This is a genomic window from Tistlia consotensis USBA 355, assembly GCF_900177295.1.
In the GTDB taxonomy this organism is placed as follows: Bacteria; Pseudomonadota; Alphaproteobacteria; order Kiloniellales; family DSM-21159; genus Tistlia; species Tistlia consotensis.
In genome coordinates this window covers 349,891-372,994 of record NZ_FWZX01000002.1, presented here as the reverse complement: position 1 = coordinate 372,994, position 23,104 = coordinate 349,891, and the positions used below count along the sequence as shown (strand labels likewise).

32 protein-coding genes are annotated in these 23,104 nt (G+C 71.0%); 18 read left to right on the top strand and 14 right to left on the bottom strand.

Going from position 1 to position 23,104, the window contains the following annotated elements; all coding sequences use genetic code 11:
• Positions 1 to 30 precede the first annotated feature (30 nt).
• Together B9O00_RS05255 and B9O00_RS05250 are read right to left on the bottom strand one after the other, a co-directional pair.
• A complete protein-coding gene (locus B9O00_RS05255) occupies positions 31 to 576 on the bottom strand; it encodes a PAS domain-containing protein (RefSeq protein ID WP_085121393.1) in 546 nt (181 codons plus the stop codon).
• A gap of 252 nt (positions 577 to 828) precedes the next feature.
• The gene (locus tag B9O00_RS05250; protein WP_085121392.1) at positions 829 to 1,179 is read right to left on the bottom strand and encodes an ArsC family reductase; all 351 of its coding nucleotides are present in this window, start codon (positions 1,177 to 1,179) and stop codon (positions 829 to 831) included.
• A 184-nt stretch (positions 1,180 to 1,363) separates the two neighbouring features.
• Between B9O00_RS05250 and B9O00_RS05245 the strand changes: the two genes are divergently transcribed.
• Entirely contained in the window at positions 1,364 to 2,308 is a 945-nt protein-coding gene (locus tag B9O00_RS05245; protein WP_085121391.1) for an acetamidase/formamidase family protein, read from the top strand.
• A 93-nt stretch (positions 2,309 to 2,401) separates the two neighbouring features.
• Positions 2,402 to 3,334 (top strand): SMP-30/gluconolactonase/LRE family protein, encoded by a 933-nt coding sequence (locus B9O00_RS05240; protein ID WP_085121390.1) that lies wholly within the window; start codon positions 2,402 to 2,404, stop codon positions 3,332 to 3,334.
• A 33-nt stretch (positions 3,335 to 3,367) separates the two neighbouring features.
• Here B9O00_RS05240 and B9O00_RS05235 read toward each other — a convergent pair whose 3' ends face one another.
• Positions 3,368 to 4,261, bottom strand: coding sequence for an HNH endonuclease (locus B9O00_RS05235; protein ID WP_085121389.1), 894 nt, complete (start codon positions 4,259 to 4,261; stop codon positions 3,368 to 3,370).
• Between the two features lie 67 nt (positions 4,262 to 4,328).
• Positions 4,329 to 5,042, bottom strand: coding sequence for a class I SAM-dependent methyltransferase (locus B9O00_RS05230; protein WP_085121388.1), 714 nt, complete (start codon positions 5,040 to 5,042; stop codon positions 4,329 to 4,331).
• Between the two features lie 269 nt (positions 5,043 to 5,311).
• Here B9O00_RS05230 and B9O00_RS32335 point away from each other — a divergent pair, with 269 nt between their 5' ends.
• Positions 5,312 to 5,959 (top strand): hypothetical protein, encoded by a 648-nt coding sequence (locus B9O00_RS32335; protein ID WP_143596153.1) that lies wholly within the window; start codon positions 5,312 to 5,314, stop codon positions 5,957 to 5,959.
• On the opposite strand, the gene B9O00_RS32995 is transcribed toward B9O00_RS32335, so the two are convergent.
• Positions 5,956 to 6,117, bottom strand: coding sequence for a hypothetical protein (locus B9O00_RS32995; protein WP_159460114.1), 162 nt, complete (start codon positions 6,115 to 6,117; stop codon positions 5,956 to 5,958). The two genes, B9O00_RS32335 and B9O00_RS32995, sit on opposite strands and share 4 nt — an antisense overlap.
• Positions 6,110 to 7,063 carry an IS1595 family transposase gene (locus B9O00_RS05225; RefSeq protein WP_085121387.1) on the bottom strand — a complete coding sequence of 318 codons (954 nt, stop codon included), beginning with the start codon at positions 7,061 to 7,063 and terminating at the stop codon, positions 6,110 to 6,112. The genes B9O00_RS32995 and B9O00_RS05225 overlap by 8 nt, the downstream gene beginning before the upstream one ends.
• A gap of 132 nt (positions 7,064 to 7,195) precedes the next feature.
• Between B9O00_RS05225 and B9O00_RS05220 the strand changes: the two genes are divergently transcribed.
• Both B9O00_RS05220 and B9O00_RS05215 read left to right on the top strand, forming a co-directional pair.
• A complete protein-coding gene (locus tag B9O00_RS05220) occupies positions 7,196 to 7,495 on the top strand; it encodes an ArsR/SmtB family transcription factor (protein WP_322111203.1) in 300 nt (99 codons plus the stop codon).
• Positions 7,492 to 7,974 (top strand): SRPBCC family protein, encoded by a 483-nt coding sequence (locus B9O00_RS05215; protein WP_085121386.1) that lies wholly within the window; start codon positions 7,492 to 7,494, stop codon positions 7,972 to 7,974. The genes B9O00_RS05220 and B9O00_RS05215 overlap by 4 nt, the downstream gene beginning before the upstream one ends.
• Positions 7,975 to 7,986: 12 nt before the next feature.
• Here the strand turns inward: B9O00_RS05215 and B9O00_RS05210 are convergent, their stop codons facing one another.
• The 4 genes from B9O00_RS05210 to B9O00_RS05195 form a co-directional block, all read right to left on the bottom strand.
• Complete coding sequence (locus B9O00_RS05210; protein WP_218822883.1) at positions 7,987 to 8,388, bottom strand: type II toxin-antitoxin system VapC family toxin; 402 nt, start codon at positions 8,386 to 8,388, stop codon at positions 7,987 to 7,989.
• Entirely contained in the window at positions 8,366 to 8,602 is a 237-nt protein-coding gene (locus tag B9O00_RS05205) for a FitA-like ribbon-helix-helix domain-containing protein (RefSeq protein ID WP_085121385.1), read from the bottom strand. Before B9O00_RS05205 ends, B9O00_RS05210 begins: the two co-directional genes overlap by 23 nt.
• Before the next feature lie 77 nt (positions 8,603 to 8,679).
• Positions 8,680 to 9,954, bottom strand: coding sequence for a DUF763 domain-containing protein (locus tag B9O00_RS05200; RefSeq protein WP_085121384.1), 1,275 nt, complete (start codon positions 9,952 to 9,954; stop codon positions 8,680 to 8,682).
• Positions 9,955 to 10,066: 112 nt separating this feature from the next.
• On the bottom strand, positions 10,067 to 10,741 hold the full coding sequence (locus B9O00_RS05195; RefSeq protein WP_085121383.1) for a peroxiredoxin-like family protein: 675 nt from the start codon (positions 10,739 to 10,741) through the stop codon (positions 10,067 to 10,069).
• A gap of 165 nt (positions 10,742 to 10,906) precedes the next feature.
• Here B9O00_RS05195 and B9O00_RS05190 point away from each other — a divergent pair, with 165 nt between their 5' ends.
• Complete coding sequence (locus B9O00_RS05190) at positions 10,907 to 11,797, top strand: LysR family transcriptional regulator (protein ID WP_085121382.1); 891 nt, start codon at positions 10,907 to 10,909, stop codon at positions 11,795 to 11,797.
• On the opposite strand, the gene B9O00_RS05185 is transcribed toward B9O00_RS05190, so the two are convergent.
• Positions 11,787 to 12,686 (bottom strand): alpha/beta fold hydrolase, encoded by a 900-nt coding sequence (locus tag B9O00_RS05185; RefSeq protein WP_085121381.1) that lies wholly within the window; start codon positions 12,684 to 12,686, stop codon positions 11,787 to 11,789. The genes B9O00_RS05190 and B9O00_RS05185 overlap by 11 nt on opposite strands.
• Positions 12,687 to 12,873: 187 nt before the next feature.
• Between B9O00_RS05185 and B9O00_RS05180 the strand changes: the two genes are divergently transcribed.
• The 9 genes from B9O00_RS05180 to B9O00_RS32330 all read left to right on the top strand — a co-directional run bounded on the left by B9O00_RS05180 (position 12,874) and on the right by B9O00_RS32330 (position 18,088).
• Positions 12,874 to 13,167 carry an ArsR/SmtB family transcription factor gene (locus B9O00_RS05180; RefSeq protein WP_085121379.1) on the top strand — a complete coding sequence of 98 codons (294 nt, stop codon included), beginning with the start codon at positions 12,874 to 12,876 and terminating at the stop codon, positions 13,165 to 13,167.
• Complete coding sequence (locus B9O00_RS05175; protein WP_085121378.1) at positions 13,164 to 14,231, top strand: permease; 1,068 nt, start codon at positions 13,164 to 13,166, stop codon at positions 14,229 to 14,231. Before B9O00_RS05180 ends, B9O00_RS05175 begins: the two co-directional genes overlap by 4 nt.
• A 21-nt stretch (positions 14,232 to 14,252) precedes the next feature.
• A complete protein-coding gene (locus B9O00_RS05170; protein WP_085121377.1) occupies positions 14,253 to 14,489 on the top strand; it encodes a thioredoxin family protein in 237 nt (78 codons plus the stop codon).
• Positions 14,490 to 14,602: 113 nt separating this feature from the next.
• On the top strand, positions 14,603 to 15,052 hold the full coding sequence (gene msrB, locus B9O00_RS05165; protein WP_085121376.1) for a peptide-methionine (R)-S-oxide reductase MsrB: 450 nt from the start codon (positions 14,603 to 14,605) through the stop codon (positions 15,050 to 15,052).
• Positions 15,049 to 15,573 carry a peptide-methionine (S)-S-oxide reductase MsrA gene (gene msrA, locus B9O00_RS05160; protein ID WP_322111201.1) on the top strand — a complete coding sequence of 175 codons (525 nt, stop codon included), beginning with the start codon at positions 15,049 to 15,051 and terminating at the stop codon, positions 15,571 to 15,573. Before msrB ends, msrA begins: the two co-directional genes overlap by 4 nt.
• A 22-nt stretch (positions 15,574 to 15,595) precedes the next feature.
• Complete coding sequence (locus B9O00_RS05155) at positions 15,596 to 15,982, top strand: DUF488 domain-containing protein (RefSeq protein WP_085121375.1); 387 nt, start codon at positions 15,596 to 15,598, stop codon at positions 15,980 to 15,982.
• Positions 15,983 to 16,075: 93 nt separating this feature from the next.
• A complete protein-coding gene (locus B9O00_RS05150; protein WP_085121373.1) occupies positions 16,076 to 16,696 on the top strand; it encodes a 2OG-Fe(II) oxygenase family protein in 621 nt (206 codons plus the stop codon).
• The gene (locus B9O00_RS05145) at positions 16,693 to 17,373 is read left to right on the top strand and encodes a 2OG-Fe(II) oxygenase (RefSeq protein WP_218822884.1); all 681 of its coding nucleotides are present in this window, start codon (positions 16,693 to 16,695) and stop codon (positions 17,371 to 17,373) included. The genes B9O00_RS05150 and B9O00_RS05145 overlap by 4 nt, the downstream gene beginning before the upstream one ends.
• A 238-nt stretch (positions 17,374 to 17,611) precedes the next feature.
• Positions 17,612 to 18,088 (top strand): hypothetical protein, encoded by a 477-nt coding sequence (locus B9O00_RS32330; protein ID WP_143596152.1) that lies wholly within the window; start codon positions 17,612 to 17,614, stop codon positions 18,086 to 18,088.
• A gap of 34 nt (positions 18,089 to 18,122) precedes the next feature.
• Here B9O00_RS32330 and B9O00_RS33390 read toward each other — a convergent pair whose 3' ends face one another.
• Both B9O00_RS33390 and B9O00_RS05130 read right to left on the bottom strand, forming a co-directional pair.
• Positions 18,123 to 18,530, bottom strand: a complete 408-nt coding sequence (locus B9O00_RS33390; protein WP_179243964.1) for a hypothetical protein — start codon at positions 18,528 to 18,530, stop codon at positions 18,123 to 18,125.
• Positions 18,523 to 19,275: a DUF899 domain-containing protein gene (locus B9O00_RS05130; RefSeq protein WP_085121370.1), complete on the bottom strand. Its 753-nt coding sequence runs from the start codon at positions 19,273 to 19,275 to the stop codon at positions 18,523 to 18,525. Before B9O00_RS05130 ends, B9O00_RS33390 begins: the two co-directional genes overlap by 8 nt.
• A 104-nt stretch (positions 19,276 to 19,379) precedes the next feature.
• Here B9O00_RS05130 and B9O00_RS05125 point away from each other — a divergent pair, with 104 nt between their 5' ends.
• From B9O00_RS05125 to B9O00_RS05115, 3 genes are all read left to right on the top strand, one after another.
• Positions 19,380 to 20,591, top strand: coding sequence for a helix-turn-helix domain-containing protein (locus B9O00_RS05125; protein ID WP_085121369.1), 1,212 nt, complete (start codon positions 19,380 to 19,382; stop codon positions 20,589 to 20,591).
• Positions 20,592 to 20,600: 9 nt separating this feature from the next.
• Complete coding sequence (locus tag B9O00_RS05120; protein ID WP_085121367.1) at positions 20,601 to 21,251, top strand: Vgb family protein; 651 nt, start codon at positions 20,601 to 20,603, stop codon at positions 21,249 to 21,251.
• Positions 21,252 to 21,555: 304 nt separating this feature from the next.
• The gene (locus tag B9O00_RS05115; protein WP_143596151.1) at positions 21,556 to 21,780 is read left to right on the top strand and encodes a hypothetical protein; all 225 of its coding nucleotides are present in this window, start codon (positions 21,556 to 21,558) and stop codon (positions 21,778 to 21,780) included.
• On the opposite strand, the gene B9O00_RS05110 is transcribed toward B9O00_RS05115, so the two are convergent.
• Positions 21,762 to 23,015 (bottom strand): YbfB/YjiJ family MFS transporter, encoded by a 1,254-nt coding sequence (locus B9O00_RS05110; RefSeq protein ID WP_085121364.1) that lies wholly within the window; start codon positions 23,013 to 23,015, stop codon positions 21,762 to 21,764. The genes B9O00_RS05115 and B9O00_RS05110 overlap by 19 nt on opposite strands.
• Between the last annotated feature and the right edge of the window lie 89 nt (positions 23,016 to 23,104).

Genomic DNA, 23,104 nt, shown 5'->3' with positions numbered 1-23,104 from the left:
GCGCGCAGCACCGCACGCAAGACAACCAGGCTAGCGCCGCTGCACCGCCGCGGCATAGGCCGCGGGCACGCCGAGCCCCTGCTCCGCCTCGGGATAGCCGTTCAGGATCAGGATCACGTCGACGGTCTCGCCGTCGGCGGCGAGCGGAAAATACATGCGCTCGGAGTCGATGAACTCGCGCCCTTCATGGGGCATCGGGAAGCGGTCGTAGACCGCCCGCCGGGCCGTGACGACCTTCGTCATGTTCGCGATGATCCGCGGCACCAGGTCGGGCAGCACCGCATCCTCGACCAGCCGGCCGGCGATGTTCCGGCCGGCGGCGAGCCGCTGCCTCTCGCCGATGAGGCGGAAGCGGAAGCGCAGCGCCGTTCCCTCGCGCTCGACCTGGACGAGGTTCAGCAGTCCGATGACCCTGCGGAGGTCGCAGGGGTCGACGTGCTGGCGCCCCGGCAGGCGGCCCCGCGGCGCGACCCGCGCGAGATAGGCGGCCATCTCGGCGAAGCGCGGATGGAGCGTCGGCGGATCGCGAGCGCCCAGGTCTGCCAGATAGAAATCCGAGTAGAGAAAATACGTCATTTCGATCTCCCGTTATCGAAACAACGATCGCTCCCAGATAATCATCACACGACACCGGGTCGATGGGAACAAAAAACGGCAGATCCCGGGCCGCCTGCGCCGCCCCTTCCCAGGTTGCACGGAACTCCATCAAGTACTCACGCAAAAATTCACGCAAGGAATCTGCGCGAATTTTCGGCCGATCGCCGCGCGATCACCATCGATTCCTTGTCCAAGGCAGGAAAGAGGACCGGAACGACCGGCCGTCCCGCGTCAGCCGCCGAACAGCGTGGCGTAGCGTTCGGGCTTGAAGCCGACCAGCAGGCGACCGTCGGCTTCCAGGACCGGCCGCTTGATCATCGAGGGCTGGGCCAGCATCAGGCGGACCGCCCTCGCCTCGTCGAGCCCGGCCTTCTCGGCCTCCGGCAGCTTGCGAAAGGTCGTGCCGGCCCGGTTCAGCAGCGTCTCCCAGCCGACCTCGCGGGCCCAGCCCTCCAGCACCGCCTGCCCGATGCCCGCGGCCTTGTAGTCGTGGAAGGCGTAGTCGACGCCCCGGCCCTCGAGCCAGGCCCGCGCCTTCTTCATCGTGTCGCAGTTCTTGATGCCGTAGATCGTCACCGCCATCGCCGGCCCGACTCCCTCGCCGTTCTGGGATTCCCCGCGCCTGCCCCGCTTCGGCGCGGCGCGCTTCGGGCACAGGCTAGCACGCGCGGGAGGCCGGAACAGCCGGCGCCGAAGACCGGGCAGTCGCCCCCTGCGCCCAGACGGGGTAGGCTCGGGTCGATCCGGCAAGGGAGGGCGAGCCGCCATGAGCCTCGGCTGCGGGCACACGATCCACCAGGAGCATCACCACTTCGGCTGGGACAACGCCATCCCGCCCCGTCTCGCCGTGGCGCCGGGCGAGACGGTCGAGTTCCGGACCGTCGACGCCTCGGGCGGGCAGTTGACGCCACAGTCGACGGCCGCCGAGATCGCCGGGCTCGACTTCGGCAGGGTCAACCCGGTGACCGGGCCGGTCTTCGTCGAGGGCGCCGAGCCCGGCGACGCGATCAAGATCACGGTGCTGGGCTACCGGCCCTCCGGCTGGGGCTGGACCGCGAACATCCCGGGCTTCGGCCTGCTCGCCGACCAGTTCCCAGAGCCGGCCCTGCATCTCTGGCGCTACGAGACCGACCTGTCGCGGCCGGCCGCCTACGGCCCCGGCGGCCGCGTGCCGCTCAGGCCCTTCTGCGGCACCATCGGCCTGGCGCCGGCCGAGCCCGGCCTGCACAGCGTCGTGCCGCCGCGCCGGGTCGGCGGCAACATGGACATCCGCGACCTGGCCGAGGGCAGCGAGCTGTGGCTGCCGGTCGAGGTGCCGGGCGGCCTCTTCTCGGTCGGCGACACCCACGCGGCCCAGGGCGACGGCGAGGTCTGCGGCACCGCCATCGAAAGCCCGATGGACGTGGCCCTGCGGTTCGAGCTGGAGAAGGGCGCCGGCCCGGCCTTCCCGCGCTTCTTCCTGCCGCAGCGCGGTCCCGACCCGCGCGCCGCGCTGGGCTGGGACGTGACGACCGGCGTCGGGCCGGACCTCTTCGCCGGCGCCCGCGACGCGGTCGGCGCCATGGTCGAGCTGCTGAGCCGCCGCGAAGGCCTGTCGGCGGTCGAGGCCTACCTGCTGTGCAGCGTTGCCGGCGACCTCCGGATCAGCGAGATCGTCGACCAGCCGAACTGGGTCGTCTCCTTCTACTTCCCCCGCGCCGTCCTCGCCTGACCGGAGCGGCCGCGACAGCGCGAGGGCTCGCGGGCCGCCCGCAAGAGGTGCATTCTGGGCGCCAGGGAACGAAGATAGGGAGGGAGATCGCCCATGTGGTACGAGACCGTGGAGGGCACCGACATCGTCGTGCTCGACCGGCGCTTCAAGGCCTGCTTCGCCGGGCACGTGCGGGTCGAGCGTCTGTGGACCGGGGCGCGCTGGTGCGAGGGCCCGGCCTGGTTCGCGGCCGGGCGCTACCTGATCTGGTCGGACATCCCGAACAACCGGATGCTGCGGCTGGCCGATCCCGGCGACCAGATCTCGGTGTTCCGCGAGAACTCCAACAACTCCAACGGCAACACGGTCGACAACCAGGGCCGCCTGGTGACCTGCGAGCATCGCAGCCGCCGCGTCACCCGCACCGAGATCGACGGATCGATCACCGTGCTGGCCGACCGCTGGCAGGGCAGGCGCCTGAACTCGCCGAACGACCTGGTGGTGAAGTCCGACGATTCGGTCTGGTTCACCGACCCGGCCTACGGCATCGACGGCGACTACGAGGGCGACAAGCAGGAGCCCGAGATCGAGGGCTGCCACGTCTACCGCATCGATCCGAAGAGCGGCGCCGTCGAGCGGGTGATCGACGACATGGTCCGGCCCAACGGCCTCGCCTTCTCCCCGGACGAGACGCTGCTCTACGTCGCCGACACCGGCGCCACCCACGTCGAGGACGGCCCGCGCCACATCCGCCGCTTCGCGGTCGGCGCCGACGGCCGCAGCCTCGCCGGCGGCGAGATCTTCGCCGCGTGCTCCGAAGGCCTGTTCGACGGCTTCCGGCTCGACACGGAAGGCCGGATCTGGACCAGCACCGGCGAGGGCGTGCACTGCTACGACCCCGACGGCACCCTGATCGGCAAGGTGCTGATCCCGGAGATGGTCGCCAACGTCACCTTCGGCGGCGTCAAGCTCAACCGCCTGTTCATCTGCGGCACGACCTCGCTCTACTCGGTCTACCTGATGGCCAAGGGCTGCAAGCCGGGATGAACGAAGTCGGGACAGGATGGGGCGTCGGCCGGCTCAGCACTTGAAGCAGTTCTCGCGGTGCCACTGCAGGAAGTGCGGATGCGGCCGGTCCGAGGGACGTCGCGGCGACCGGGCACGACCATCCCTGTTGAGCAACGCCCGCACGCTCTCCACGTCGTTGATCTGCCGAGAGAGCAGGATCGTCAAATCGTCTGCCAGGCTGAGCAGGCCGCGGTCGAACATCCAGTGCACCGTCCCCGACAGCGCGAGGCCGTTGGTCACGTCGTCGGGCCCGCTCGCGCCGACGGGCCGGATGTGAGCGGCCTCGACCTCTGCACGGCCGCGACCGTTGATCAGCTTGAGGCCGGTGATCGCGCAACGCTCGTCGTAGGCCTGCAAGACGGTGCGGCGGAAGACGCGGTCCCGATAGAGGCGGGACGTCAGGACGCGCTGCCGTTCCTGCTCGTACAGGAACGGCAGCGGTTCCTCCTCCAGGCCGGCGCTCGGCATCGCGGAATCGACCCGAGGCAACAGCGGAGCGGGCTCTTCCAGGCCACGGGCCAGGATGCGGTTGAAGTCTGCCGCCGACAGGGGACGTACCGCCGCCTGGGCGCGGCCCGATAGCCGCCCCTCGGCGTTCAGCAGGCCACGCTCGATCACGCCGTCGGGGTCGCTGAAGGGAACGGGGGTGGGGAAGCTCAGGTAGCTGCCGGGCTCGATGAGCGCGAGGTACATGGCCGGCGCCTTGGGATCGGGAATGACCTGCCCGACCTTGGCGACGGCGAAATAGCCGCGGGTCCCCGGCACCTTGCTCGGCTCCAGATACACGATCCAGCCGCCGACGCAGGCCTGGACCCGCCCCAGGTACTGGCGCGGGAACTGGTACTGCTCGGCCGGACTGTCCTCGTAGATCGAATCCGAGCGATGGATGAAGACCCCGAACCCCATCGCGCATCGATAGCGTGAATCGGCGCTCCCGCCAAAGCCCCGATGACGGCTGCTTCGGCCGGGCCCGTCAGGCCGGCGCGGCGACCGGGCCGAGCAGGCTGGCCAGGAAGAAGGCGCCCTTGTGCTCGGAGAACAGGGTCAGCCGCGGCGACCACTGGAAGGACTGGTGGATCCGCCGGGTCAGGCGGGTCTCGGCGTTGGGCATCGGGAAGTAGTGGTTGGCGACCAAGAGGATGCCGTCCGGCGCCAGCAGCTCCGAGATCCGCGCCGCCAGGGCCTTCAGCGTCGTGTCCTGGATCGGCTGCGGCAGGTAGTAGATCGTGTCGGCCACGACGACGAGGTCGAAGCTGCCGTCGAGCTCCGGCCCGAGGTCGAGGATGTCGCCCTGGCGCAGCTCGACGTTGCCCGCGCGCCGCGTCCGCTCCGCGGCCCGGCCGATGGCGACCTCCGAGATGTCGATGCCCAGTACCTGGTCGGCGCAGCACGACAGCCGCTCGCTGAACAGTCCGAGCCCGCAGCCGAGGTCGAGCGCCCGCCGGTAGCGGCGCTTCGGCAGCAAGCGGGCCAGGGCATCGTACTTGCGCCGCTGGTACTGGTACTGCGGCCGCCCCGAGGCCCAGGGGTCGTTGTGCGCCGCGTCGGCATAGAGCCGGTCGAAGGCCGCGGCGGCCGGGCCGTCGCGGCGCAGCGACTCGAGCCGCGCATCGCTGCGGGCGCTGGCCAGGAACAGGCCGACGTCCCGGACCGAGATGAAGGCCGAGTTTCTGAGATAGTCGAGCATGTGCCGGATCCCCCCAGAGCTGTGCTCTTGCTGGCACGTTGGGCGCCGGGCCGGGTCTGGCCAGCGTCCCCCCGATCGCGCCGAAGCCGACCTCGGGCAACCTTCTGCGGGCGGCCGCGAGACGCACCGGATCGAGCGCGACAGCGCGCTATAGCACGGCGGGGGGCCGCCGTACCGCCTTGCGGCAAAAGGCGGCAGCCCGGCCGACCATATAAGCGTTCACGGCGATGTTATACTTCCCGTACCCCGACTCGGCGGGGGGTGCTAGCATGAGCGATGCTGCATCATGGCGTTCGCGTGCCATGCTGATGACCGATCCAGAGTCATACAGAGAAGATGCGATGGAGTTTCGTCTCACCTACGAAGGGCCGCTGTTGGGGGCGTCGCGCAGCAGCACACGGTCTGAGCATAAGCATGCAATACGGACCTATTTCCATTGGCAACTAAAAAGGTTGTGGGATACTCATCCTATCCTGAGACATAAATACAATGATGGGCCGGATATAAAGCATGAACTTCGAAGAGATGAGCTAAAACAAAGATTTTGCATGGGCGATAATAAATTTGTTCCATTGATCACAGACGATCTATGTCTGACTTGCCACTTGGACATACTTTTTCTTAGGCCAGACCCGCCGGGCAATTTGCTTAGTTCCGGGGATATAGACAATCGGCTCAAGACCTTGTTCGATGCTCTCAGGCTACCGAAAGTGGGCGAGTTTTCTGGCGATCTTGCGGATGACTTAAATCCCCTGTATTGTCTTTTGGAAGACGACGGAATAATCAGCCAAATATCTGTTGAGACAGACATGATGCTTCAAAGTGTCAATGGAAATTATGACAGAAATGCCGCCAGATTGATCATATCTGTGACAGCAAAACCATATATAATGACTTGGAATAACGCCGATTTTTAATCGGCGGTTGGATTTTTGATTTTAGATGGAACGATTTTCTTGAATGCGCGCTCGAACGCTTCCTCGGACTCGTCCACTTCCAACTCGCGGGCGGTCTCGATGAAGCGCTCTTTCTGAGACTTGTTCGGCTTGTCGTCTTCGCGCTTCGGCTTAGCCATTGGCGCTCACTTCCCGGTTAGTCGTTCGGTAGGTCAACCGCTTGCCGACGACGCCCTTGAGCGCCCGCTCGGCGCGTTCCTGATCGTCGTAGCCGTTGGCGATGCGGTGATTGTACCGGAAATCGAATTCGGCCAGATAGCGGTGCATGTGGCGCTTCGCGCAATGCTGATAGGTGCCCTTCATTCCGCGCTTGAACACCGAGAAATAGCCTTCGATGGTGTTGGTGTGGATGGTCGGGTCTTCGCGCGACACGTACTCGTCTTTCTTGTGATTGACCGAGCCGTGCGCCGCGAACTGGCGGCCGAACTTGATATAGCGGGGCGCTTCATCGGTCAGCAGCCGCGCTTCCTTCGCGATGTTGGCCGACAGGATCGGCTGGACATCCTTGGCGCTCAGGCTGTCGACGACGTAGCTGCGTGCGCGGCCGCTCTCGCGGTCGACGAGCGACAGCACTTTGATCTTCTCGACCCAAGTCGCATGGGCGTGCTTCGGGGTCGGCCGCGCGTCGGGATCACGCCAGATGAAAGTCTCGTCGACTTCGACATCGCCGCCGGATCCGCCGAATGGCGAGAAATCGCCGTCGCGCGTGGCCTCGCGGATGCGGTGCGACATGAACCAGGCGGTCTTGAGAGTCACGCCCAGGGTGCGGTGGAGCTGATTGCTGCTGATGCCCTTTTTGCTGGCGCACATCAGGGCGATCGCCTGAAGCCACAGGTGCAGCTTGACGTGGCTCGCCTCGAAGATGGTGCCGATCTTGACGGTGAAGGGCTTGCGGCAGGCATAGCACTTGTAGGTGCCGATGCGGGTGCTCTTGCCCTTCAGCGGGCCGCTGCGGTCGACAACGCCGCAATGCGGGCAGACCCGGCCGTTCGGCCAGACGCGCGCCTCTACGAACTCGTAGGCCGCTTGCTCGTCGTGGAAGTGAGGGGCAGAAAGCACGGACATCGGCGTATCTCCTTGTAACCCCAACGTGGGCTCACGAGGTGGGTACGTCAAGTATAATGTCGCGGCGTTCACTTATTAATAAGTATCGGCCTATACTTGGTCATGCTTCCGACAGCGGACGTGGGTACCGTGATGCGCAGCCTCGCCGATCCGACCCGGCGGGCGGTCTTCGAGCGCATCGTCGCAGCCGAGGAGATCACGGTCGCCGAGCTGACGCGCGGCAGCGGCGTCTCGCAGCCGGCGGTCTCCCAGCATCTGCGCAGCCTGAGGGAAGCCGGCCTGGTCGCCGAGCGGCGGCAGGGCCGCAGCGTGCGCTACCGCGCCGCGCCGCAGGGCCTGGCGCCGCTGGTCGACTGGCTCGGCCACTACGGGACCTTCTGGCGCGAGCGCTTCGCCGGCCTGAGGGAGCTGCTGCAGGAGATCGACCGTTGAGCGCTGGGGTCCGCCCCCCGGAGACCTGCGAGCCGCGGACTCGCGAGATCGTCGTCGAGGAGGTCCTGCCGCACCCGCCCGCGCTGGTCTGGAAGGCCCTGACCGAGGCCGGGCTGATCGCCCGCTGGCTGATGCCCAACGACTTCGAGGCCGTCGTCGGCCGGCGCTTCACCTTCCGGACCAGGCCGATGGGCGACTGGGACGGCGTGGTGCACTGCGAGGTGCTGGAGGTCGTGCCGGACGAGCGGCTGGTCTACAGCTGGGTCGGCGGCTCGGCGACCAACGGCCGCTACGGCTCGCGCCTCGACAGCGTCGTGACCTGGACGCTGGCCGCCGTCGAGGGCGGCACGCGCCTGCGCCTGGTCCACGCCGGCTTCCGCTCGCCGGGCAACGACTTCGCCTTCGACGCCATGAGCGGCGGCTGGGCCAGGGTCATGGCCGCCATCGCGCGGACGATCGCGGAGGTCGCAGGAGACTGAGCGCCCGCCGCTTCAGTCGGCGCGCGGCACCAGACCCAAGGCGGCCTGCTCGAGCTTTCGGTCGAGCGTCACGAGAGGGGCCGCGAGTTCCTTTACGAGCCACAGATAGCTGGCGTCGTAGGCCGTGAGGCCGGTGGCCAGCGCCAGGTCGACGACGCCCGCCTGATCGACCGCGAGTTCCGCTATCGCAAGTCGCGTGCGGAGGCCGAAGGCGCGGCGAATCGCTGCGCGCCGGTCGGCGTGACGCAGGCATTTCACGACGCAGACGTTGGCGAGTTCGAATGCTTGCAGGTGCGGCGCCACCAGGCGAGCGTCCGCCAATAGCGCCGCGACGCGGGCTCCCTCGGGCTCTCCGAACAGGATGGCGGCCAGCGCCGAGGCATCGACCACCCTAACGTCCGTCACGATCGGCACGGATCACCTCTGCCGCCTCACTCGGCGTCGACAACCCGAGTTGGCGGACCTCCGCCAGGACTTCGGCAGGTGTCGCCGGCCGATCCTCGCGGACAGCAGCTTCGATGATCGCCAGCAGTTCGCCCTGCAGGGACCGATGGTGCCGCTCGGCCCGCCGTTTCAGGCGCAACACGACATCGTCGGGCGCGTTCTTGATCGAGAGATTGACGGGCATGGTTCCATTCCGACGCCAATTCGGATCCATCCTACCATCGAGCGAGCCGGAGGTCACGTTGGTGCCTCGGTCCACGCTCACCTCGGGACCGGCTCGCTGATCTGCCCCGCGGCCCGCTCCGGCGCCGGCTCCCAGCCGAAGACGCTGCGGCCGCCGTAGTCGTGGGACCGGCGTCGCTCCCCGGCGACGAAGGCCTCGAGCGAGGGGCCGGTCGCGCTGCGCTCCAGGCGCCGGGCCTGGTCGTCGAGGCGCTTGAGCGCGCCGAGCTCCTCGTCGCGGCCCAGCCTGGCGTTCGCGACCGCAGACTTCAGGACCCGGATCGTGCGGTCGTAGACCGCAGTCGGCACCGGGAAGGGCTGGCGGTCCTTGCCGCCGTGGGCCAGCGAGAAGCGCGCCGGGTCGGAAAAGCGGCAGGGCGCGCCATGCAGCACCTCGGCGACCAGGGCCAGCGAGCGCACGGTGCGCCGGCCGATCCCCGGGACCAGCAGCAGCTCAGCGAAGTCCCTCGGGCCCTGCTCGGCCGCCGCGGCCAGGGCGCCGTGCAGCCGCCGCGCGACGACGTCGCCGGCCCGGACCTCGTGGCGGTCGGGCAGCACCAGGTGCGGCAGCAGCGGCTGCGGCCCGGCCGCGGCGGGCGCCGCATCCGGCTCGAGCCGCGACAGCTCGCGGACGATGCCCTGGGGCCCGAGGTCGCCGAGCAGGGCGAGCTGGCCGCGCCTGGAGGCCTCGGCGCGGCGGTCGGCGAGGTTGACGATGGTGCCCTGGCCGCGCCCCTCGATGGCGGCGTGCGGCTGGTCGACGAAGGAGGTCAGCCCCTCCGAGAGCCAGTGGTAGCGCCGCGCCTGGCGGCGCTCGCCGTTCATGCCCTGCTGGACCACGACCCACCGGCCCTCGTCGGTCACGACGAAGCCGTGCAGGTAGAGCTCGAAGCCGTCCTGCACGGCAGCGCTGTCGACCTTGGCGACCAGGCGGCTGGCCCGGGCCAGGGCCGCGCCGTCGAGCCCGACCCGCTCGCCGACGGCGGCCAGCTCCGCCGGCGTCGCGCGGGAGTGCTTGCCGCGGCCGCCGCAGACATGAAGGCCGAGCTCGCCGGCCTTCGGCGCGAGGCCGCGCTTGAGCGCGCCGAGCACCGAGGTGGTGATGCCGGAGGAGTGCCAGTCCATGCCCATCACCGCGCCGAAGGACTGGAACCAGAAGGGATGGGCCAGGCGGCGCAGCAGCTCGTCGCGGCCGTACTCCAGCACGATCGCCTCGACCATCACCGTGCCGAGCCGGGTCATGCGCTCGCCCAGCCAGCGCGGCACCCGCCCGCCGTGCAGGGGCAGGTCGGCGCTGCCCGCCCGTTTCGCCATGGCCGCCGCTCCGATCGTCGTTCCTCAATTGTTCCAGGATAGACGAGAGCGCCGTGCGGCACCAGACCGCCCGGGGCTGCCGCCGCGGCGGGCGGCCGCCCCGGGCGTCGGGTCAGGCGGCCGCCTCGGCCGCCCGGCGGATCGCCGGCAGCAGCTCCTCGGGCTCCGGCCGCCGGGTGTAGTCGGGGTTGACCTCGGCGTAGAGGATCGTGCCGTCCCGATCGATCACGAAGCGTCCCGGCATCGGCAGCGTCCAGCTGTCGTCGCCGTTGAAGGCCGGCAGGTCGTTCTTCAGGGACTTGTAGAGCTCGACCAGGTAGTCCGGCAGCCGGAAGCGCAGGCCGAAGGCCGCGGCGACCTCGTTGCCCGCGTCCGACAGGATCGGGAAGGCCAGGCCGTTCTGGCGCGCCGACTTGCGGCTGTTGGGGGCGCTCTGCGGCGAGATCGCGAGGAGTTTCGCCCCGACTGCCTCGAAGGCCGGCAGCGCCGCCTGCAGCGCCTGCAGCTCCATGTTGCAGTAGGGGCACCAGACGCCGCGGTAGAAGCTGACGACCAGCGGCCCTTCGGCGAGCAGCGCCGCCGAGGAGACCGGCCTGCCGTCCGGATCGGGCAGGGTGAAGGCGGGCGCCCGGTCGCCGGCCTTCAGCGCGCGCCCGGCGGCGCCCGAGGCGATCAGCTCCGCGGTCGCCCGGTGCATCGTCTCGATCACCGCGGGCGGCACGTTGTAGGGCGGCTTGCCGGCCTCGAAGTCGGCCTTGAAGGCGTCCAGCCTGGCTTGAAGGGTCATCGTCGGTCTCCTCTGGTTGCGGGCCTCTGCCCTGGCCAGGAGGTGCGCCGATCGGCGGTGCGGCTGTAGCCGGCGTGGGCGACTATCGCCTATTCTCCATGGGAATGAGATGGGCCGATGGCGGGCATCTCTCATTCCACGACGACCGGGGACAAGGAGCAGCCCATGGACCGCTTCCAGGCGATGGCGACCTTCCTCAGGGTCGCCGAGACCGGCTCCTTCTCCGCGGCCGCCCGGCAGCTCGGCGTCGGCCAGCCGGCGGTGTCGAAGAGCGTGGCACAGCTGGAGGCCCGGCTCGGCGTGCGCCTGCTGCTGCGCTCGACCCACGGCCTGGCCACGACCGAGGCCGGCCAGCGCTTCTGCGAGCGGGCGCGGCGCGCCCTCGAGGAGGCCGAGGAGGCCGAGCTGGCGGCGCGCGGCGAGGGCGCCGGCCTGTCGGGCCGTCTGCGCGTCTCGGCCGCGACGACCTTCGCTCGGATGCACGTGATCCCGCGGCTGCCGGCCTTCCTCGAGCGCCACCCCGCCCTGGAGATGGAGGTGATCCTCGACGACCGGATGATCGACCTGGTCGAGGAGGGCATCGACGTCTCGCTGCGCATGGGTCGGCTGCCGGACTCGACGGCGGTCGCCCGCAAGCTCGCCGTCGGCGGCCATTCGCTGGTCGCGAGCGCGGGCTACCTCGCAAGGGCCGGCGAGCCGCTCAGCCCGGCCGAGCTCGCCGACCACGCGGCCGTCGTCTACAGCCGCGAGGGGCGGACCTGGGCCTTCCGGCGCGACGGCACGGAGGCCTCGGTCGCGATGCGCCCGCGGCTCGAGGTCAGCGCCGCCGAGGGGGTGCGCGCCGCCGTGCTGGCCGGCCTGGGCCTCGCGGTCGCTTCGGACTGGATGTTCGCGCCGGAGCTGGGGAGCGGCGCGGTCCGGCGGCTGCTGCCCGACTGGTCCCTGCCGGCGCTCGACCTCTGGGCGGTCTTCCCGGGCGGCCGGCTGGCGAGCGCCAAGGCCCGCGCCTTCGCCGACTTCGTCGCCGACGCGCTGAGCGGCCCCGCTATCGGTTGAGGAACCCGAGCAGCTCTTCCAGCACCTCGTCCGGCCGCTCCTCCTGCAGGCAGTGGCCGCAGTCGAGCGCCCGGCCCCGGACGTCCCGCGCCTTCTCCCGCCAGGTCTCCGGCACGTCGTAGAGCGCGCCGACCGTCCCCCTGCCGCCCCAGAGCGCCAGCAGCGGCGCCTCGACCTTGGCCCCGGCGTCGGCCGCGTCGTGCTCCAGGTCGATGGAGGCGGCCGCGCGGTAGTCCTCGCAGATCGCGTGGACCGTCGCCGGGTCGTCGTAGCAGCGCAGGTACTCGGCGAAGGCCTCGGGCTCGGTGGCGCCGGGGGTCTTCAGCTGGTTGTCGATGTGGCGCCTGAGGTACCAGGCCCGGTCCGCATCGATCATCCGCTCCGGCAACGGCGCCGGCTGGATCAGGAAGAACCACCAGAAATAGCGGGTCGCGAAGGCCCGGTCGGTGCGGGCGTACATCGTCGCGGTCGGCGCGATGTCGAAGACCGCCAGCCGCTCGACCGCGCCGGGGTGATCGAGCGCCATCCGGTGCGCGACCCGGCCGCCGCGGTCGTGGCCGACGACGGCGAAGCGCTCGTGGCCGAGCGCCCGCATCAGCGCGATCTGGTCGGCCGCCATGGCGCGCTTCGAGTAGGCCGCGTGGTCGCCGCCGCCGGCCGGCTTGCTGCTGTCGCCGTAGCCGCGCAGGTCGGCAGCGACGACGCTGAAGCGCCCGGCGAGCGCCGGCGCGATCTTGCGCCAGGTGACGTGGGTCTGGGGATGGCCGTGAAGCAGCAGCAGCGCCGGCCCGCTGCCCGCCGTCGCCGCGCGGATCGTGATGCCGCCGCCGACCGCGACGTCGCGGAGCCGGAAGCCCGCCATCAGCGGCGCCGGGCCGAGCTCCTTCATCGCGCCGCCTCCTGCTCTGCCCTGCCGCCTCCGCCCGCCTTGCTGCCACGGGCCGGTCCGCCGATCCAGCCTTCGTTGCCGCCCGCGGGCGCGCAGTCGGAGCGAACCTGGAGGAATCTCCTTGGCACGGTCCACTTGCGATCCTATCTATGCGCTTGACCGCATATGCGCTTTAGGGAATATACAGATGCCCGTCCAGCAGGTTCTCGCCGCCCTGTCCGAACCGACCCGGCTGGCCGCCATGCGGCTGGTCTGGAGCGGCGGCGAGCACTGCGTCTGCGAGCTGATGGCCCGGCTCGACGCGACCCAGTCGCGCATGTCGCGGCACATGGCCGTGCTCAAGGCGGCCGGGCTGGTCGTCGACCGGCGCGACGCCCAGTGGGTCCGCTACCGGCGGAATCCTGATCTGCCGCACAGCGCGGCACGCGTCGTCGATGCTGTGATCGCCGCCGCCGAAACTGAGGAGCAGGTCGCCGCATGAGCACCGACACCCTTGCCGGCCGTCACGACGGCCCGAAGCACGACCCGCTCCGGCCCTGGCTGGCCGGCCTGGCGGCGGGCCTGGTCGCCTGGGGCCTGCTCTACAGCCAGCTCGTCCCCCTCTCCGAGTGGCTGGTCGCCCAGCTCCCCGTCGAGCGGACGAGCCACCTCGGCTCGGCGCTGGCCTTCTTCTTCTACGACACGCCCAAGGTCGTGCTGCTGCTGACCCTGATCGTCTTCGCGATGGGCGTGGTGCGCAGCTACTTCTCGCCCGAGAAGACGCGGGCCCTGCTGGCCGGCCGCCGCGAGGGCATCGGCAACGTGCTGGCCGCCGGGCTTGGCGTGCTGACGCCCTTCTGCTCCTGCTCCGCCGTGCCGCTGTTCATCGGCTTCGTGTCCGCCGGCGTGCCGCTCGGCGTGACCTTCTCCTTCCTGATCGCCGCGCCGATGGTCAACGAGGTCGCGCTCGGCCTGCTGTTCGGCCTGGTCGGCTGGCCGGTCGCCCTCACCTACCTCGGCTTCGGCCTCGCCGTCGCCATGGTCGCCGGCTGGGTGATCGGCCGCCTGAGGCTGGAAGGCTGGCTGCAGGGCTGGGTGAGGGAGATCCACGCCGGCGGCGAGGCGGCGATCCCGGATGCGCAGCTCGGTTTCGTCGACCGCCTCAGGCTCGGCCTCGACGCGGTCAGGGACATCGTCGGCCGGGTCTGGATCTGGATCATCGCCGGCATCGCCGTCGGCGCCGCGATCCACGGCTACGTGCCGGCCGACCTGATGGTCCGGATCATGGGCGCCGACGCCTGGTGGTCGGTGCCGGCCGCCGTCGTCATGGGCATCCCGATGTACACCAACGCCGCCGGCGTCATCCCGATCGTCGAGGCGCTGCTCGGCAAGGGCGCCGCGCTCGGCACGACGCTCGCCTTCATGATGTCGGTGATCGCGCTGTCGCTGCCCGAGATGGTGATCCTGCGCAAGGTCCTGACCCTGCCCCTGATCGCGGTCTTCGTCGGCGTCGTCGGCAGCGGCATCCTGGCCGTCGGCTTCCTGTTCAACCTGCTGTTCCAGTAACGCCCGCGAGGAGCTCGAACGATGAAGGACGTGAAGGTGCTCGGTCCCGGCTGCAAGCGCTGCGAGACCACGGAAGCGATGGTGAAGGCCGCCGCCGCGAAGCTCGGCATCGAGGTCGCCGTCGAGAAGGTCACCGACTACGCGGAGATCGCCCGCTTCGGCGTCGTCTCGACGCCGGGCATCGTGGTCGACGGCAAGGTCGTCCATGCCGGCGGCCTGCCGAAGCAGGACGCCCTGGAGCAGTGGCTCCGGGCATAGGCCGCGAGGGCCGGTGCCGGCATCGTGATCGGCCGGCCCGCCGGCGGCGCCGAGGCGGGTCTCGAAAATCCGGCCCGGCCAGCCTACCTTCTTCGGCAAAAGGAGAAGAAGGAATGGCCGACTATCGCAAGACCGACGAGGCCCTCGCGCGCCTCACGCCCGAGCAGTACCGCGTGACCCAGCAGAGCGGCACCGAGCGCCCCGGCACCGGCGAGCTTCTCTACAACAAGGAGCCCGGCATCTACGTCGACGTGGTGTCGGGCGAGCCGCTCTTCGCCTCGTCCGACAAGTACGAGTCGGGCTGCGGCTGGCCGAGCTTCACCAAGCCGATCGAGCCGGCCAACGTCGCCGAGCTGACCGACAGGACCCACGGCATGATCCGCACCGAAGTGCGCTCGGCGCACGGCGACAGCCACCTGGGCCACGTCTTCCCGGACGGCCCGCGCGACCGCGGCGGCCTGCGCTACTGCATCAACTCGGCCTCGCTGCGCTTCGTCCATCGTGACGACATGGCGGCCGAGGGCTACGCTGCCTATCTCGACCAGGTGGAGGAAGTGGGATGAGCGAGGCCGGCATGAACGAGGAGCGGGCGGTCCTGGCCGGCGGCTGCTTCTGGGGCGTCCAGGAGCTGATCCGCCAGCAGCCGGGCGTGATCTCGACGCGGGTCGGCTACAGCGGCGGCGAGGTGCCGAACGCGACCTACCGCAACCACGGCAACCACGCCGAGGCGGTCGAGATCCTGTTCGATCCGGAGCAGACCAGCTTCCGCGCGCTGCTGGAGTTCTTCTTCCAGATCCACGACCCGACCACGAAGAACCGCCAGGGCAACGACCGCGGTCCGAGCTACCGCTCGGCGATCTTCTATACCAGCGAGGCGCAGCGGCAGGTCGCGCTGGACACGATCGCCGACGTCGAGGCCTCCGACCTCTGGCCCGGCAAGGTGGTCACCGAGGTCGAGCCGGCCGGCGACTTCTGGGAGGCCGAGCCCGAGCACCAGGACTACCTGCAGCGCTACCCGCACGGCTACACCTGCCACTTCGTGCGGCCGGGCTGGAAGCTGCCGCGGCGCACCGAGGCGGCCTGACGGCCGGCAGGACGGCCGCGCCGTGACCCTCAGGATCGTCCGGCTCGGCACGCCCCGCGTGCCCGGCGAGGGCACGCGGATCGGCACGGTGCGCCGACCGCCGCGCGGCGTGCCCAAGGAGCGCTACGCGGCCGACGACTGGTACGACGTCTGGTACCCCGAGCTCTCGCCCAGCGCCGAGTTGGTCAAGCAGGCCCTGGCCGCCGCCTCCGACAAGGAGTGGCAGGCCTTCGTGCGTGCCTTCCGCAAGGAGATGGAGGAGCCGGCGGCGCGCCGCACCCTCGACCTGCTGGCCGCCCTGTCCCACGGCGCCGACTTCTCGCTCGGCTGCTATTGCGAGAAGGAGGCGCGCTGCCACCGCTCGGTGCTGCGCGCGCTGCTGGAGGAGCGCGGGGCCGAGGTCGGATAGACCGTCTCACAACCTGATCTGGATCAAAGCCGCTTGACGTTGCGGCGCGGCAAGGTGGGCTGCCTGTCAGCGGACTGCCTGCCGGATCGGACCATGGACCTGATCGATCTCAACGCCATCGCGGCGACGCCCGTCGCGACCGAGCCCTTTCCCCATTTCGTCGCGACCCCGGTGCTCGACGACCTCACGGTCGCCCGGATCAACCGGGACTTCCCCGCCATCGCGAAGCCGGGCCTCTTCCCGGTCAGCGAGCTGGACTGCCGCGGCGCCTTCTCCCGCCTGATCGAGGCGGTCCGCGACCCGCGGCTCGAATCGCTGCTAGCCCGCAAGTTCGGCGCGCCGATCGAGGGCAAGCCCCTGATGGTCACGGTGCGCGGCCACTGCCAGGCCAAGGATGGCCGGATCCACACCGACACCCGGAGCAAGCTGGTGACCTGCCTGCTCTACCTCAACGAGGACTGGCGGCAGGACGGCGGCCGGCTGCGCCTGCTGCGCGGGCCCGACGACATCGAGGACAAGGTCGCCGAGGTGCCGCCGACGGCCGGCACCCTCGTCGCCTTCCGCCGCACGAGCAACTCCTACCACGGCCACAAGCCCTTCGTCGGGCCGCGGCGCTACGTGATGTTCAACTGGCTGACCGACGAGGCCGCCTACCTGCGGGAGGTTTCCCGCCACCGCCTCTCGGCCCGGATCAAGCGGGTGATGGCACGATGACGACAGCGACCATGACCGCCGCGCAGGCGGCCCCGCAAAGCGCCGCCACCCCTGCGGCCCGGCGCGACCACTTCCTCGCCGCCCTGGCGGCCGCGGAGAAGGGCGAGAGCCCCTACGCCCACTGGCTGCTGTCCGACGTCCTGACCGGCGATCTCTGCGACGCCCTCGCCGCCCTGGAGCTGCCCGAGCCCGAGGCCGAGTCCTTCGACGGCCGCCGCGAGACCAACAACCAGACCCGGGTCTTCCTCGCCCCCGGCTTTTGCGCCGGCCACGCCGCCTCGGCCGCGACCGTCGCCCTCTTCAAGGACCCCGCCGTCGTCGCGGCGCTCGGCCGGACCTGCGGAGTCGATCTCTCGAAGGGCCTGCTGCGCATCGAGTACACCCGCGACCGCGACGGCTTCTGGCTGGAGCCGCACACCGACATCCGCGCCAAGCTCTTCACCATGCTGGTCTACCTCTCGGACGACCCGGCCCTGGCCGACGCCGGCACCGACATCTACGACGCCGACAAGCGCCTGGTGAAGACCGCGCCCTACGGCCGCAACCTCGGCATGATCTTCATTCCCGGCGACGACACCTGGCACGGCTTCTCGCCGCGCCCGATCCGCGGACTGCGCCGCTCGCTGATCGTCAATTACGTCACCCCGGACTGGCGCTCGCTGCACGAGCTGGCGTAGCAGCGGGCCCAGCTGCCCGCTTCGCGCCGCCGCCCTGCAGCGATGCGGCGGAGGGCGGCAAGATCTGCGCGCTAGGCAAAAAGATCCCCCGGCGAGGGAACGGGTCTTCCCGTCGGACCGGTCCGGCCCAACCCGCGCTCGGCTGCCTCTCTCCTTTCCATGCACTGGTACGAACATTGCTTGGAAGCGATCGAACACCTCGTCGATCTTCTATTTCTCTATCGGGGGAGAGCGCCAGATGCAGGTCAATCCTTACGCGAGCAGCCTCTACTCCAGCCTGCTCGGCGGAAGCGCCGGCGGGCTGGGGACGTCGTCCTCGGCCCTCGCGAGCACCGGCTCGGCGGCGTCGGCGAGCTCGACCGCGACCTCCGACCCCGCGGCCTCGTCGAGCTCGACCGTCGAGACCCTCGACTTCACCGACATGACCTCCCAGCAGCTCCTGGACTGGATGAACAACCAGCTGAAGAGCGGCCAGATGTCGCCCGCGGACAGCGGTGCCTTCCTCGACATGACCATGAACCTCTCCACGGCGACCGGCGGGCAGGTCGGCACGGCCAGCGACACAACGAGCTACAACTTCACGAAGATGGCGATGCAGGGCATCGAGGGAGCGAAGGCGCGCCACGACGACAAGGCGGTCGCATTTCTGGAGAAGGCCCTCTCGACGATGCAGAGCGCGCAGGGCTCCGTCTCCGGCCTGAACATCACCGTCTGAGACCGCCCGGCGACGCCGAGGCAGGTCGCCGCGATCAGGTGACGTCGGCGCGCTGCGAAGCGCACCTCTCGTCACTCCCGCGCTCGCCCCGTGCGGCGGAGCGGAATCGCACCGCGGCTGCCGGGCTGCCGGCGTCCCGCTCGGCGAGGCCGCGCCCGCCATGAGCCTCGGGCGCCCTTCGGCGGGTGACCCGCCGCAGCCAGGGCGCCGAATGGAAGAGGCCCATCAGCAGGTACATCGTCGCCATCCCGCCCGGGCCCGCCCCGTGCTGCCCGGCAGCGCAGAGCCCGTCCGGCCGGCCGCCGCCGAGCAGCCCGGCCAGCGCCAGGACCGCGAAGGTCGGGGTGGCGGCGAGGCACAGCCAGTCGGCGGCAGCGGAGGCGGCCGGACGGCCGCCTCCCAGATCCTCGGCCGCGCGGCCGCGGGAGCGGCCGTCAGGCATGGTCGTACTCGTCGTGCCGTCGCCACCAGACGCCGGCCTCGTTGCGCCCGAGCGGTGCCCGGTCGAGCCACTGGTTGGAGCCCCAGAGGCCGTCCAGGCCGCGCGCGTAGGTCGAGTAGCTGTGGTAGACGACGCCGTCCTCGAGCGCGAAGGCGCTCATGCCCGGCCGCTCGCGCAGGAAGGTGGCCCGGTCGGTGCCGGAGGTCATGAAGCAGCCGCCCTCCCCGGCCGGGCGCGGCTCCAGGGCCGGCTCGCGCCGGTAGTTGTACTCGACGCCGCCCTCCTGCTGCTGCTCCGCCGTGAACCAGACGTTGAAGTCGAGGTTGAAGTCGCCGCCGTGCGAGGAGGCCCAGGGAAAGCGCCAGCCCATGCGCGCCTTGTAGGCCTGGAGCTTGGCCAGCGGCGCCCGCGACACCGCCCAGAGCATCACGTCGTGGTTGGCGAGATGCACGGCGAAGCCGTCGAAGCCGTCGGCGATCATCGAGCAGGAAGGACAGCCCGCCGTGTAGTCGGGCCCGAACATGAAGTGGTAGACGAGCAGCTGCGAGCGGCCCTGGAACAGGTCCGCCAGCGAGGCGCCACCCGTATCGGTGTCGAAGCGGTAGGCCTTGTCGATGCGCACCCAGGGCAGCTGCCGCCGGCGTTCCGCCAGCTCGTCGCTGCGCCGCGTCAGCTCCTTCTCCGCCTGGAGCAGGTCGAGGCGGGCAGTCAGCCACTCTTCGCGGCTTCCGGTCTTGTGTCTCATCGTTCCACTCTCCATTGGTGTCTGATGGTGAGCGGCCAGAGTCGCGATCGGCGACGGAGGGCGTGAGTGACATCTCTGGCGGGATTTGGCCGGGCGGGTTCGCGATGGACTCGCTGATCACGGCCGCCGGCCGCGCCCTCGCGGCGGGCGATCCGCTCGGCGCCCTGAAGCGGGTCGCGCTGCGCGACGACGCCCCGGCCCTCGCGCTCCGCGGCATCGCCATGGCGCAGCTCGGCGACCTGGACCGGGCCAAGGCCCTGCTGCGGCGGGCGGCGCGCGCCTTCGGCCCGAGGGAGGCGGTCGCCCGCGCGCGCTGCCTCGTCGCCGAGGCGGAGATCGCATTGGTCTCGCGCGACCTGGGCTGGCCGCCGAAGGCGCTCGAGGCGACGCTGGCGGCGCAGGGCGACCGCGTCAACGCGGCGCACGCCCGGACCATCGAGGCGAGGCGCCTGCTCCTGATCGGCCGCCTCGACGAGGCCGATCGGGCGCTCGCCGCGCCGGAGCCGGGCTTCCTGCCGCCCGCGCTGGAAGCCACCCCCGAGCTGGTCGTCGCGGGGATCGCGATCCGCCGCCTGCGCACGGAGACCGCGCGCGCGGCTCTGGCCCGGGCCCGGCGGGCGGCGCAGGCGGCGGCGATCCCGGCACTGGCGGCGGAGGTCACGAGCGCGGCGCTGGTGCTGGACCAGCCCGCCGCCCGCCTGGTCGGGCACGACGGCGAGCGGCCGCTGCGGCTCGAGGAGGTCGAGGCGCTGCTGGCCTCGCCGGCCCTCGTCGTCGATGCCTGCCGCCACGTCTTGCGCGACGCGGAGGGCTCGGTACCACTTGCCACGCGGCCCGTCCTCTTCGCCCTCGCCCGCGCCCTCGCCGAGGCCTGGCCGGCCGACGTCTCGCGGGACGAGCTGGTCAAGCGGGCGTTCCGCGCCCGGCAGGCCGACGAGTCGCACCGCGCGCGCCTCAGGGTCGAGATCGGCCGGCTGCGCGCCGAGCTTAGGCCGCTGGCCGGGGTCAGCGCGACGAAGCGGGGCTTCGTGCTGGCGCCGCGCCGGGCCTTGGAGGTCGTCGTGCTGGCCCGGCCGGTCGAGGAGGAGCACGCAGCGGTGCTGGCCTTCCTCGCCGACGGCGAGGCCTGGTCGAGCTCGGCCCTGGCGCTTGCGCTCGGCACCAGCCAGCGCAGCGTGCAGCGGGCGCTCGACGCTCTGTCGGCGGCCGGCAAGGTGCAGGCCTACGGCCGCGGGCGGGCGCGCCGCTGGACGACCCCGCCGCTCCCGGGATTCGCGACGGCCTTGTTACTCCCCGGCCCGCTGCCGGGGAGCTAGGATCGCTCCATGAAACGCGCCCAGGCAGAGATTCTCCGCGAATACGGGCCCTTCCCCGGCAGCGACCAGGTGGGCGGCGTGACCTTCGACGGCCGGCAGGTCTGGTTCGCCGGCGGCGGGCGGCTGAACGCCCTCGACCCCGGCAGCGGCGAGATCCTGCGCACGCTCGAGGTCCCGGCGCACGCCGGCACCGCCTTCGACGGCCGGCACCTGTTCCAGATCGCCGAGGACAGGATCCGCAGGATCGATCCGGGCACCGGCGAGGTGCTCGCGACGATCCCGGCGCCGGGCGACGGCGGCGATTCGGGGCTGGCCTGGGCGGAAGGCTCGCTCTGGGTCGGCCAGCATCGCGGCCGGCGCATCCATCAGGTCGACCCCGAGACCGGCGCGATCCTGCGCACCATCGAGTCCGACCGCTTCGTGACCGGCGTCACCTGGGTCGAGGGCGAGCTCTGGCACGGCACCTGGGAAGGCGACGAGAGCGACCTCCGGCGCATCGACCCCGCAAGCGGCGAGGTCCTGGAGCGCCTGGAGATGCCGGCCGGCACCGCCGTGTCGGGGCTCGAGTCCGACGGCGCCGAGCGCTTCTTCTGCGGCGGCGGCAACAGCGGCAAGGTGCGCGCCGTGCGCCGGCCGCGCCGCGGCGCAGCCAGCTCCTAGGGCGGGGCCTCAGGACGACGTCACGCCGCGCGCCTCGCTGCGGGCCTCGAGGGCGTGCAGCACGGCGATCGTGTCGGCCTCGCCGAAGCCCAGGGCCTGCGTCTCCTCGTAGAGCTGCCGGCAGAGATCGAGCAGCGGCGCGGCCAGCCCGGCGTCCCGGGCGGCCGTCCGCCGACCGGGAACGTCGCCGGCGACCGCCCGTCGCGCAGGGTCTCAGGCCCGATGCTCGGCGCGCAGTGCTCGCCGACGCCCCGGGGCCCGCCGCATCCTGGTGGAGACGCTGTTCGCCCGCGGCGGCGGGGAGATGGCCCGGCCCGTCCACGAGATCGCCGACCTGCTGCCGAGCCACCCCGACCGCGCGCTGCCGGCCGGCGCCGCCATACCCTCCCAGACCGACCTTTTCGTCGTCACCCGCGCCGTCGACAGCGTGATCCGCAGCGCGCCCGACGAGGCCTCGCCCGTCCTGGAGTCCCGCACCTCCGAGGACGAGATCCCGAAGCTGGTCCGGGGCTATTTCGCGATACCGTGACCGGCCCGATGCCGGCCGCCGCCCGGACCACGGCCGGAGGCGGCCGGGCCGGCCGCGAGATCGATGGCCAGCGCGAGCACCATCGCGGCGGTGCCGGCGACGAACAGCAGCCGGTAGTCGCCGCCGCTCTCCGCGAAGACGAAGGAGAGCAGGTAGGCGGCGGCCGCCTGGAACAGCGCGAAGGCCGCGGTCGCCCGGCTCCAGGCCGCCTTCTGCTGGGCCGGGTGGTGCGGCAGCAGCTCGCCGATCCGCCCGAGCATCAGCGGCACGGTGCCGGTGACGAAGGCCCCGACCACGACGCTCGACGCGATCAGCCAGGCCTGGCCCAGGCCGAGCGCCGGGATCGCGACGGCGCAGGCCTCCAGCAGGAAGGCTAGGCGCAGCGCCGTGCCGAAGCCGGTGCGGTCGGCCAGGGCCCCGGCGAGGATCGGCCCCGCCGTGGCGCCGAGCCCGAACAGCACCCAGTAGGCCGCCCCGGCCTCGATGCCCTGGCCCAGCCCGCGGGCGACGAAGTCGACCAGAAAGATCATGTGGGGCACCCAGCCCGCGGCGTTCAGCGCATATTCCGCGTAGAGCGCCCGCAGCCGTCCCGGCCGCGGCGGATGCGGCTGCACCGCCGGCGCGGCGGCCGGCGCCGCGTCGCCCGGCCAGCCGGCCCAGCCGGCCGCGGTCAGCAGCAGCGAGAGCCCGCCCAGGCCGTACCAGGCCTGCCTCAGCCCCTGTTCCAGCAGCAGCGGCACCAGCGTCCCCGACAGGGCGACCCCGACGCCGACGCCCATGAAGATCGCGCCACCCGCCAGGCCACGCCGCGCCGGCGGCACGTGCGGCAGGACGCTCGGCGCCGCCAGCACCATCAGCGCGCCACCGGCCCAGCCCGCGGCGAAGCGCCAGACGAAGAACCAGGGCACGCTGAGTGGCCAGGCGCAAGCGAAGAAGGCCGCCGTCGCGACCAGCATCATGGCGCGCAGCAGCGCAACCGGCGGCAGCCGCGCCGCCATCGGTCGGCCGAGCAGGGCGCCGGCAAGATAGCCCGCCAGGTTCGCGGCACCGAGGTAGGCGGCCGCCGAGGGGCCGAACCAGCCGGCGCCGATGATCGCGGGCAGCAGCGGCGTATAGGCGAAGCGGGCGAGCCCGATGCCGATCAGGCTGGCGCAGAAGGCGCACAGCAGCGCCCTCCGCACACGCACCGGCGGCACCGCGTGTCCCCGGGCTTCCCGGACGATCGTATCGGCCATCGCTCGCTCCTCGGCTATCGCATGCAGAGAGAGTGGGATCGCCTTCTAATCTGGAAAAACGAATTTATTTGATAATACCTATCTCTTCG

Excerpts from the sequence above, each read along its gene's own strand:
- B9O00_RS05255 (WP_085121393.1), bottom strand. The coding sequence starts at position 576 with ATGACGTATTTTCTCTACTCGGATTTCTATCTGGCAGACCTGGGCGCT.
- B9O00_RS05250 (WP_085121392.1), bottom strand. The coding sequence starts at position 1,179 with ATGGCGGTGACGATCTACGGCATCAAGAACTGCGACACGATGAAGAAG.
- B9O00_RS05245 (WP_085121391.1), top strand. The coding sequence starts at position 1,364 with ATGAGCCTCGGCTGCGGGCACACGATCCACCAGGAGCATCACCACTTC.
- B9O00_RS05240 (WP_085121390.1), top strand. The coding sequence starts at position 2,402 with ATGTGGTACGAGACCGTGGAGGGCACCGACATCGTCGTGCTCGACCGG.
- B9O00_RS05235 (WP_085121389.1), bottom strand. The coding sequence starts at position 4,261 with ATGGGGTTCGGGGTCTTCATCCATCGCTCGGATTCGATCTACGAGGAC.
- B9O00_RS05230 (WP_085121388.1), bottom strand. The coding sequence starts at position 5,042 with ATGCTCGACTATCTCAGAAACTCGGCCTTCATCTCGGTCCGGGACGTC.
- B9O00_RS32335 (WP_143596153.1), top strand. The coding sequence starts at position 5,312 with ATGAGCGATGCTGCATCATGGCGTTCGCGTGCCATGCTGATGACCGAT.
- B9O00_RS32995 (WP_159460114.1), bottom strand. The coding sequence starts at position 6,117 with ATGGCTAAGCCGAAGCGCGAAGACGACAAGCCGAACAAGTCTCAGAAA.
- B9O00_RS05225 (WP_085121387.1), bottom strand. The coding sequence starts at position 7,063 with ATGTCCGTGCTTTCTGCCCCTCACTTCCACGACGAGCAAGCGGCCTAC.
- B9O00_RS05220 (WP_322111203.1), top strand. The coding sequence starts at position 7,196 with ATGCGCAGCCTCGCCGATCCGACCCGGCGGGCGGTCTTCGAGCGCATC.
- B9O00_RS05205 (WP_085121385.1), bottom strand. The coding sequence starts at position 8,602 with ATGCCCGTCAATCTCTCGATCAAGAACGCGCCCGACGATGTCGTGTTG.
- B9O00_RS05200 (WP_085121384.1), bottom strand. The coding sequence starts at position 9,954 with ATGGCGAAACGGGCGGGCAGCGCCGACCTGCCCCTGCACGGCGGGCGG.
- B9O00_RS05195 (WP_085121383.1), bottom strand. The coding sequence starts at position 10,741 with ATGACCCTTCAAGCCAGGCTGGACGCCTTCAAGGCCGACTTCGAGGCC.
- B9O00_RS05190 (WP_085121382.1), top strand. The coding sequence starts at position 10,907 with ATGGACCGCTTCCAGGCGATGGCGACCTTCCTCAGGGTCGCCGAGACC.
- B9O00_RS05185 (WP_085121381.1), bottom strand. The coding sequence starts at position 12,686 with ATGAAGGAGCTCGGCCCGGCGCCGCTGATGGCGGGCTTCCGGCTCCGC.
- B9O00_RS05180 (WP_085121379.1), top strand. The coding sequence starts at position 12,874 with ATGCCCGTCCAGCAGGTTCTCGCCGCCCTGTCCGAACCGACCCGGCTG.
- B9O00_RS05175 (WP_085121378.1), top strand. The coding sequence starts at position 13,164 with ATGAGCACCGACACCCTTGCCGGCCGTCACGACGGCCCGAAGCACGAC.
- B9O00_RS05170 (WP_085121377.1), top strand. The coding sequence starts at position 14,253 with ATGAAGGACGTGAAGGTGCTCGGTCCCGGCTGCAAGCGCTGCGAGACC.
- msrB (WP_085121376.1), top strand. The coding sequence starts at position 14,603 with ATGGCCGACTATCGCAAGACCGACGAGGCCCTCGCGCGCCTCACGCCC.
- msrA (WP_322111201.1), top strand. The coding sequence starts at position 15,049 with ATGAGCGAGGCCGGCATGAACGAGGAGCGGGCGGTCCTGGCCGGCGGC.
- B9O00_RS05150 (WP_085121373.1), top strand. The coding sequence starts at position 16,076 with ATGGACCTGATCGATCTCAACGCCATCGCGGCGACGCCCGTCGCGACC.
- B9O00_RS05145 (WP_218822884.1), top strand. The coding sequence starts at position 16,693 with ATGACGACAGCGACCATGACCGCCGCGCAGGCGGCCCCGCAAAGCGCC.
- B9O00_RS32330 (WP_143596152.1), top strand. The coding sequence starts at position 17,612 with ATGCAGGTCAATCCTTACGCGAGCAGCCTCTACTCCAGCCTGCTCGGC.
- B9O00_RS33390 (WP_179243964.1), bottom strand. The coding sequence starts at position 18,530 with ATGCCTGACGGCCGCTCCCGCGGCCGCGCGGCCGAGGATCTGGGAGGC.
- B9O00_RS05130 (WP_085121370.1), bottom strand. The coding sequence starts at position 19,275 with ATGAGACACAAGACCGGAAGCCGCGAAGAGTGGCTGACTGCCCGCCTC.
- B9O00_RS05125 (WP_085121369.1), top strand. The coding sequence starts at position 19,380 with ATGGACTCGCTGATCACGGCCGCCGGCCGCGCCCTCGCGGCGGGCGAT.
- B9O00_RS05120 (WP_085121367.1), top strand. The coding sequence starts at position 20,601 with ATGAAACGCGCCCAGGCAGAGATTCTCCGCGAATACGGGCCCTTCCCC.
- B9O00_RS05115 (WP_143596151.1), top strand. The coding sequence starts at position 21,556 with ATGGCCCGGCCCGTCCACGAGATCGCCGACCTGCTGCCGAGCCACCCC.
- B9O00_RS05110 (WP_085121364.1), bottom strand. The coding sequence starts at position 23,015 with ATGGCCGATACGATCGTCCGGGAAGCCCGGGGACACGCGGTGCCGCCG.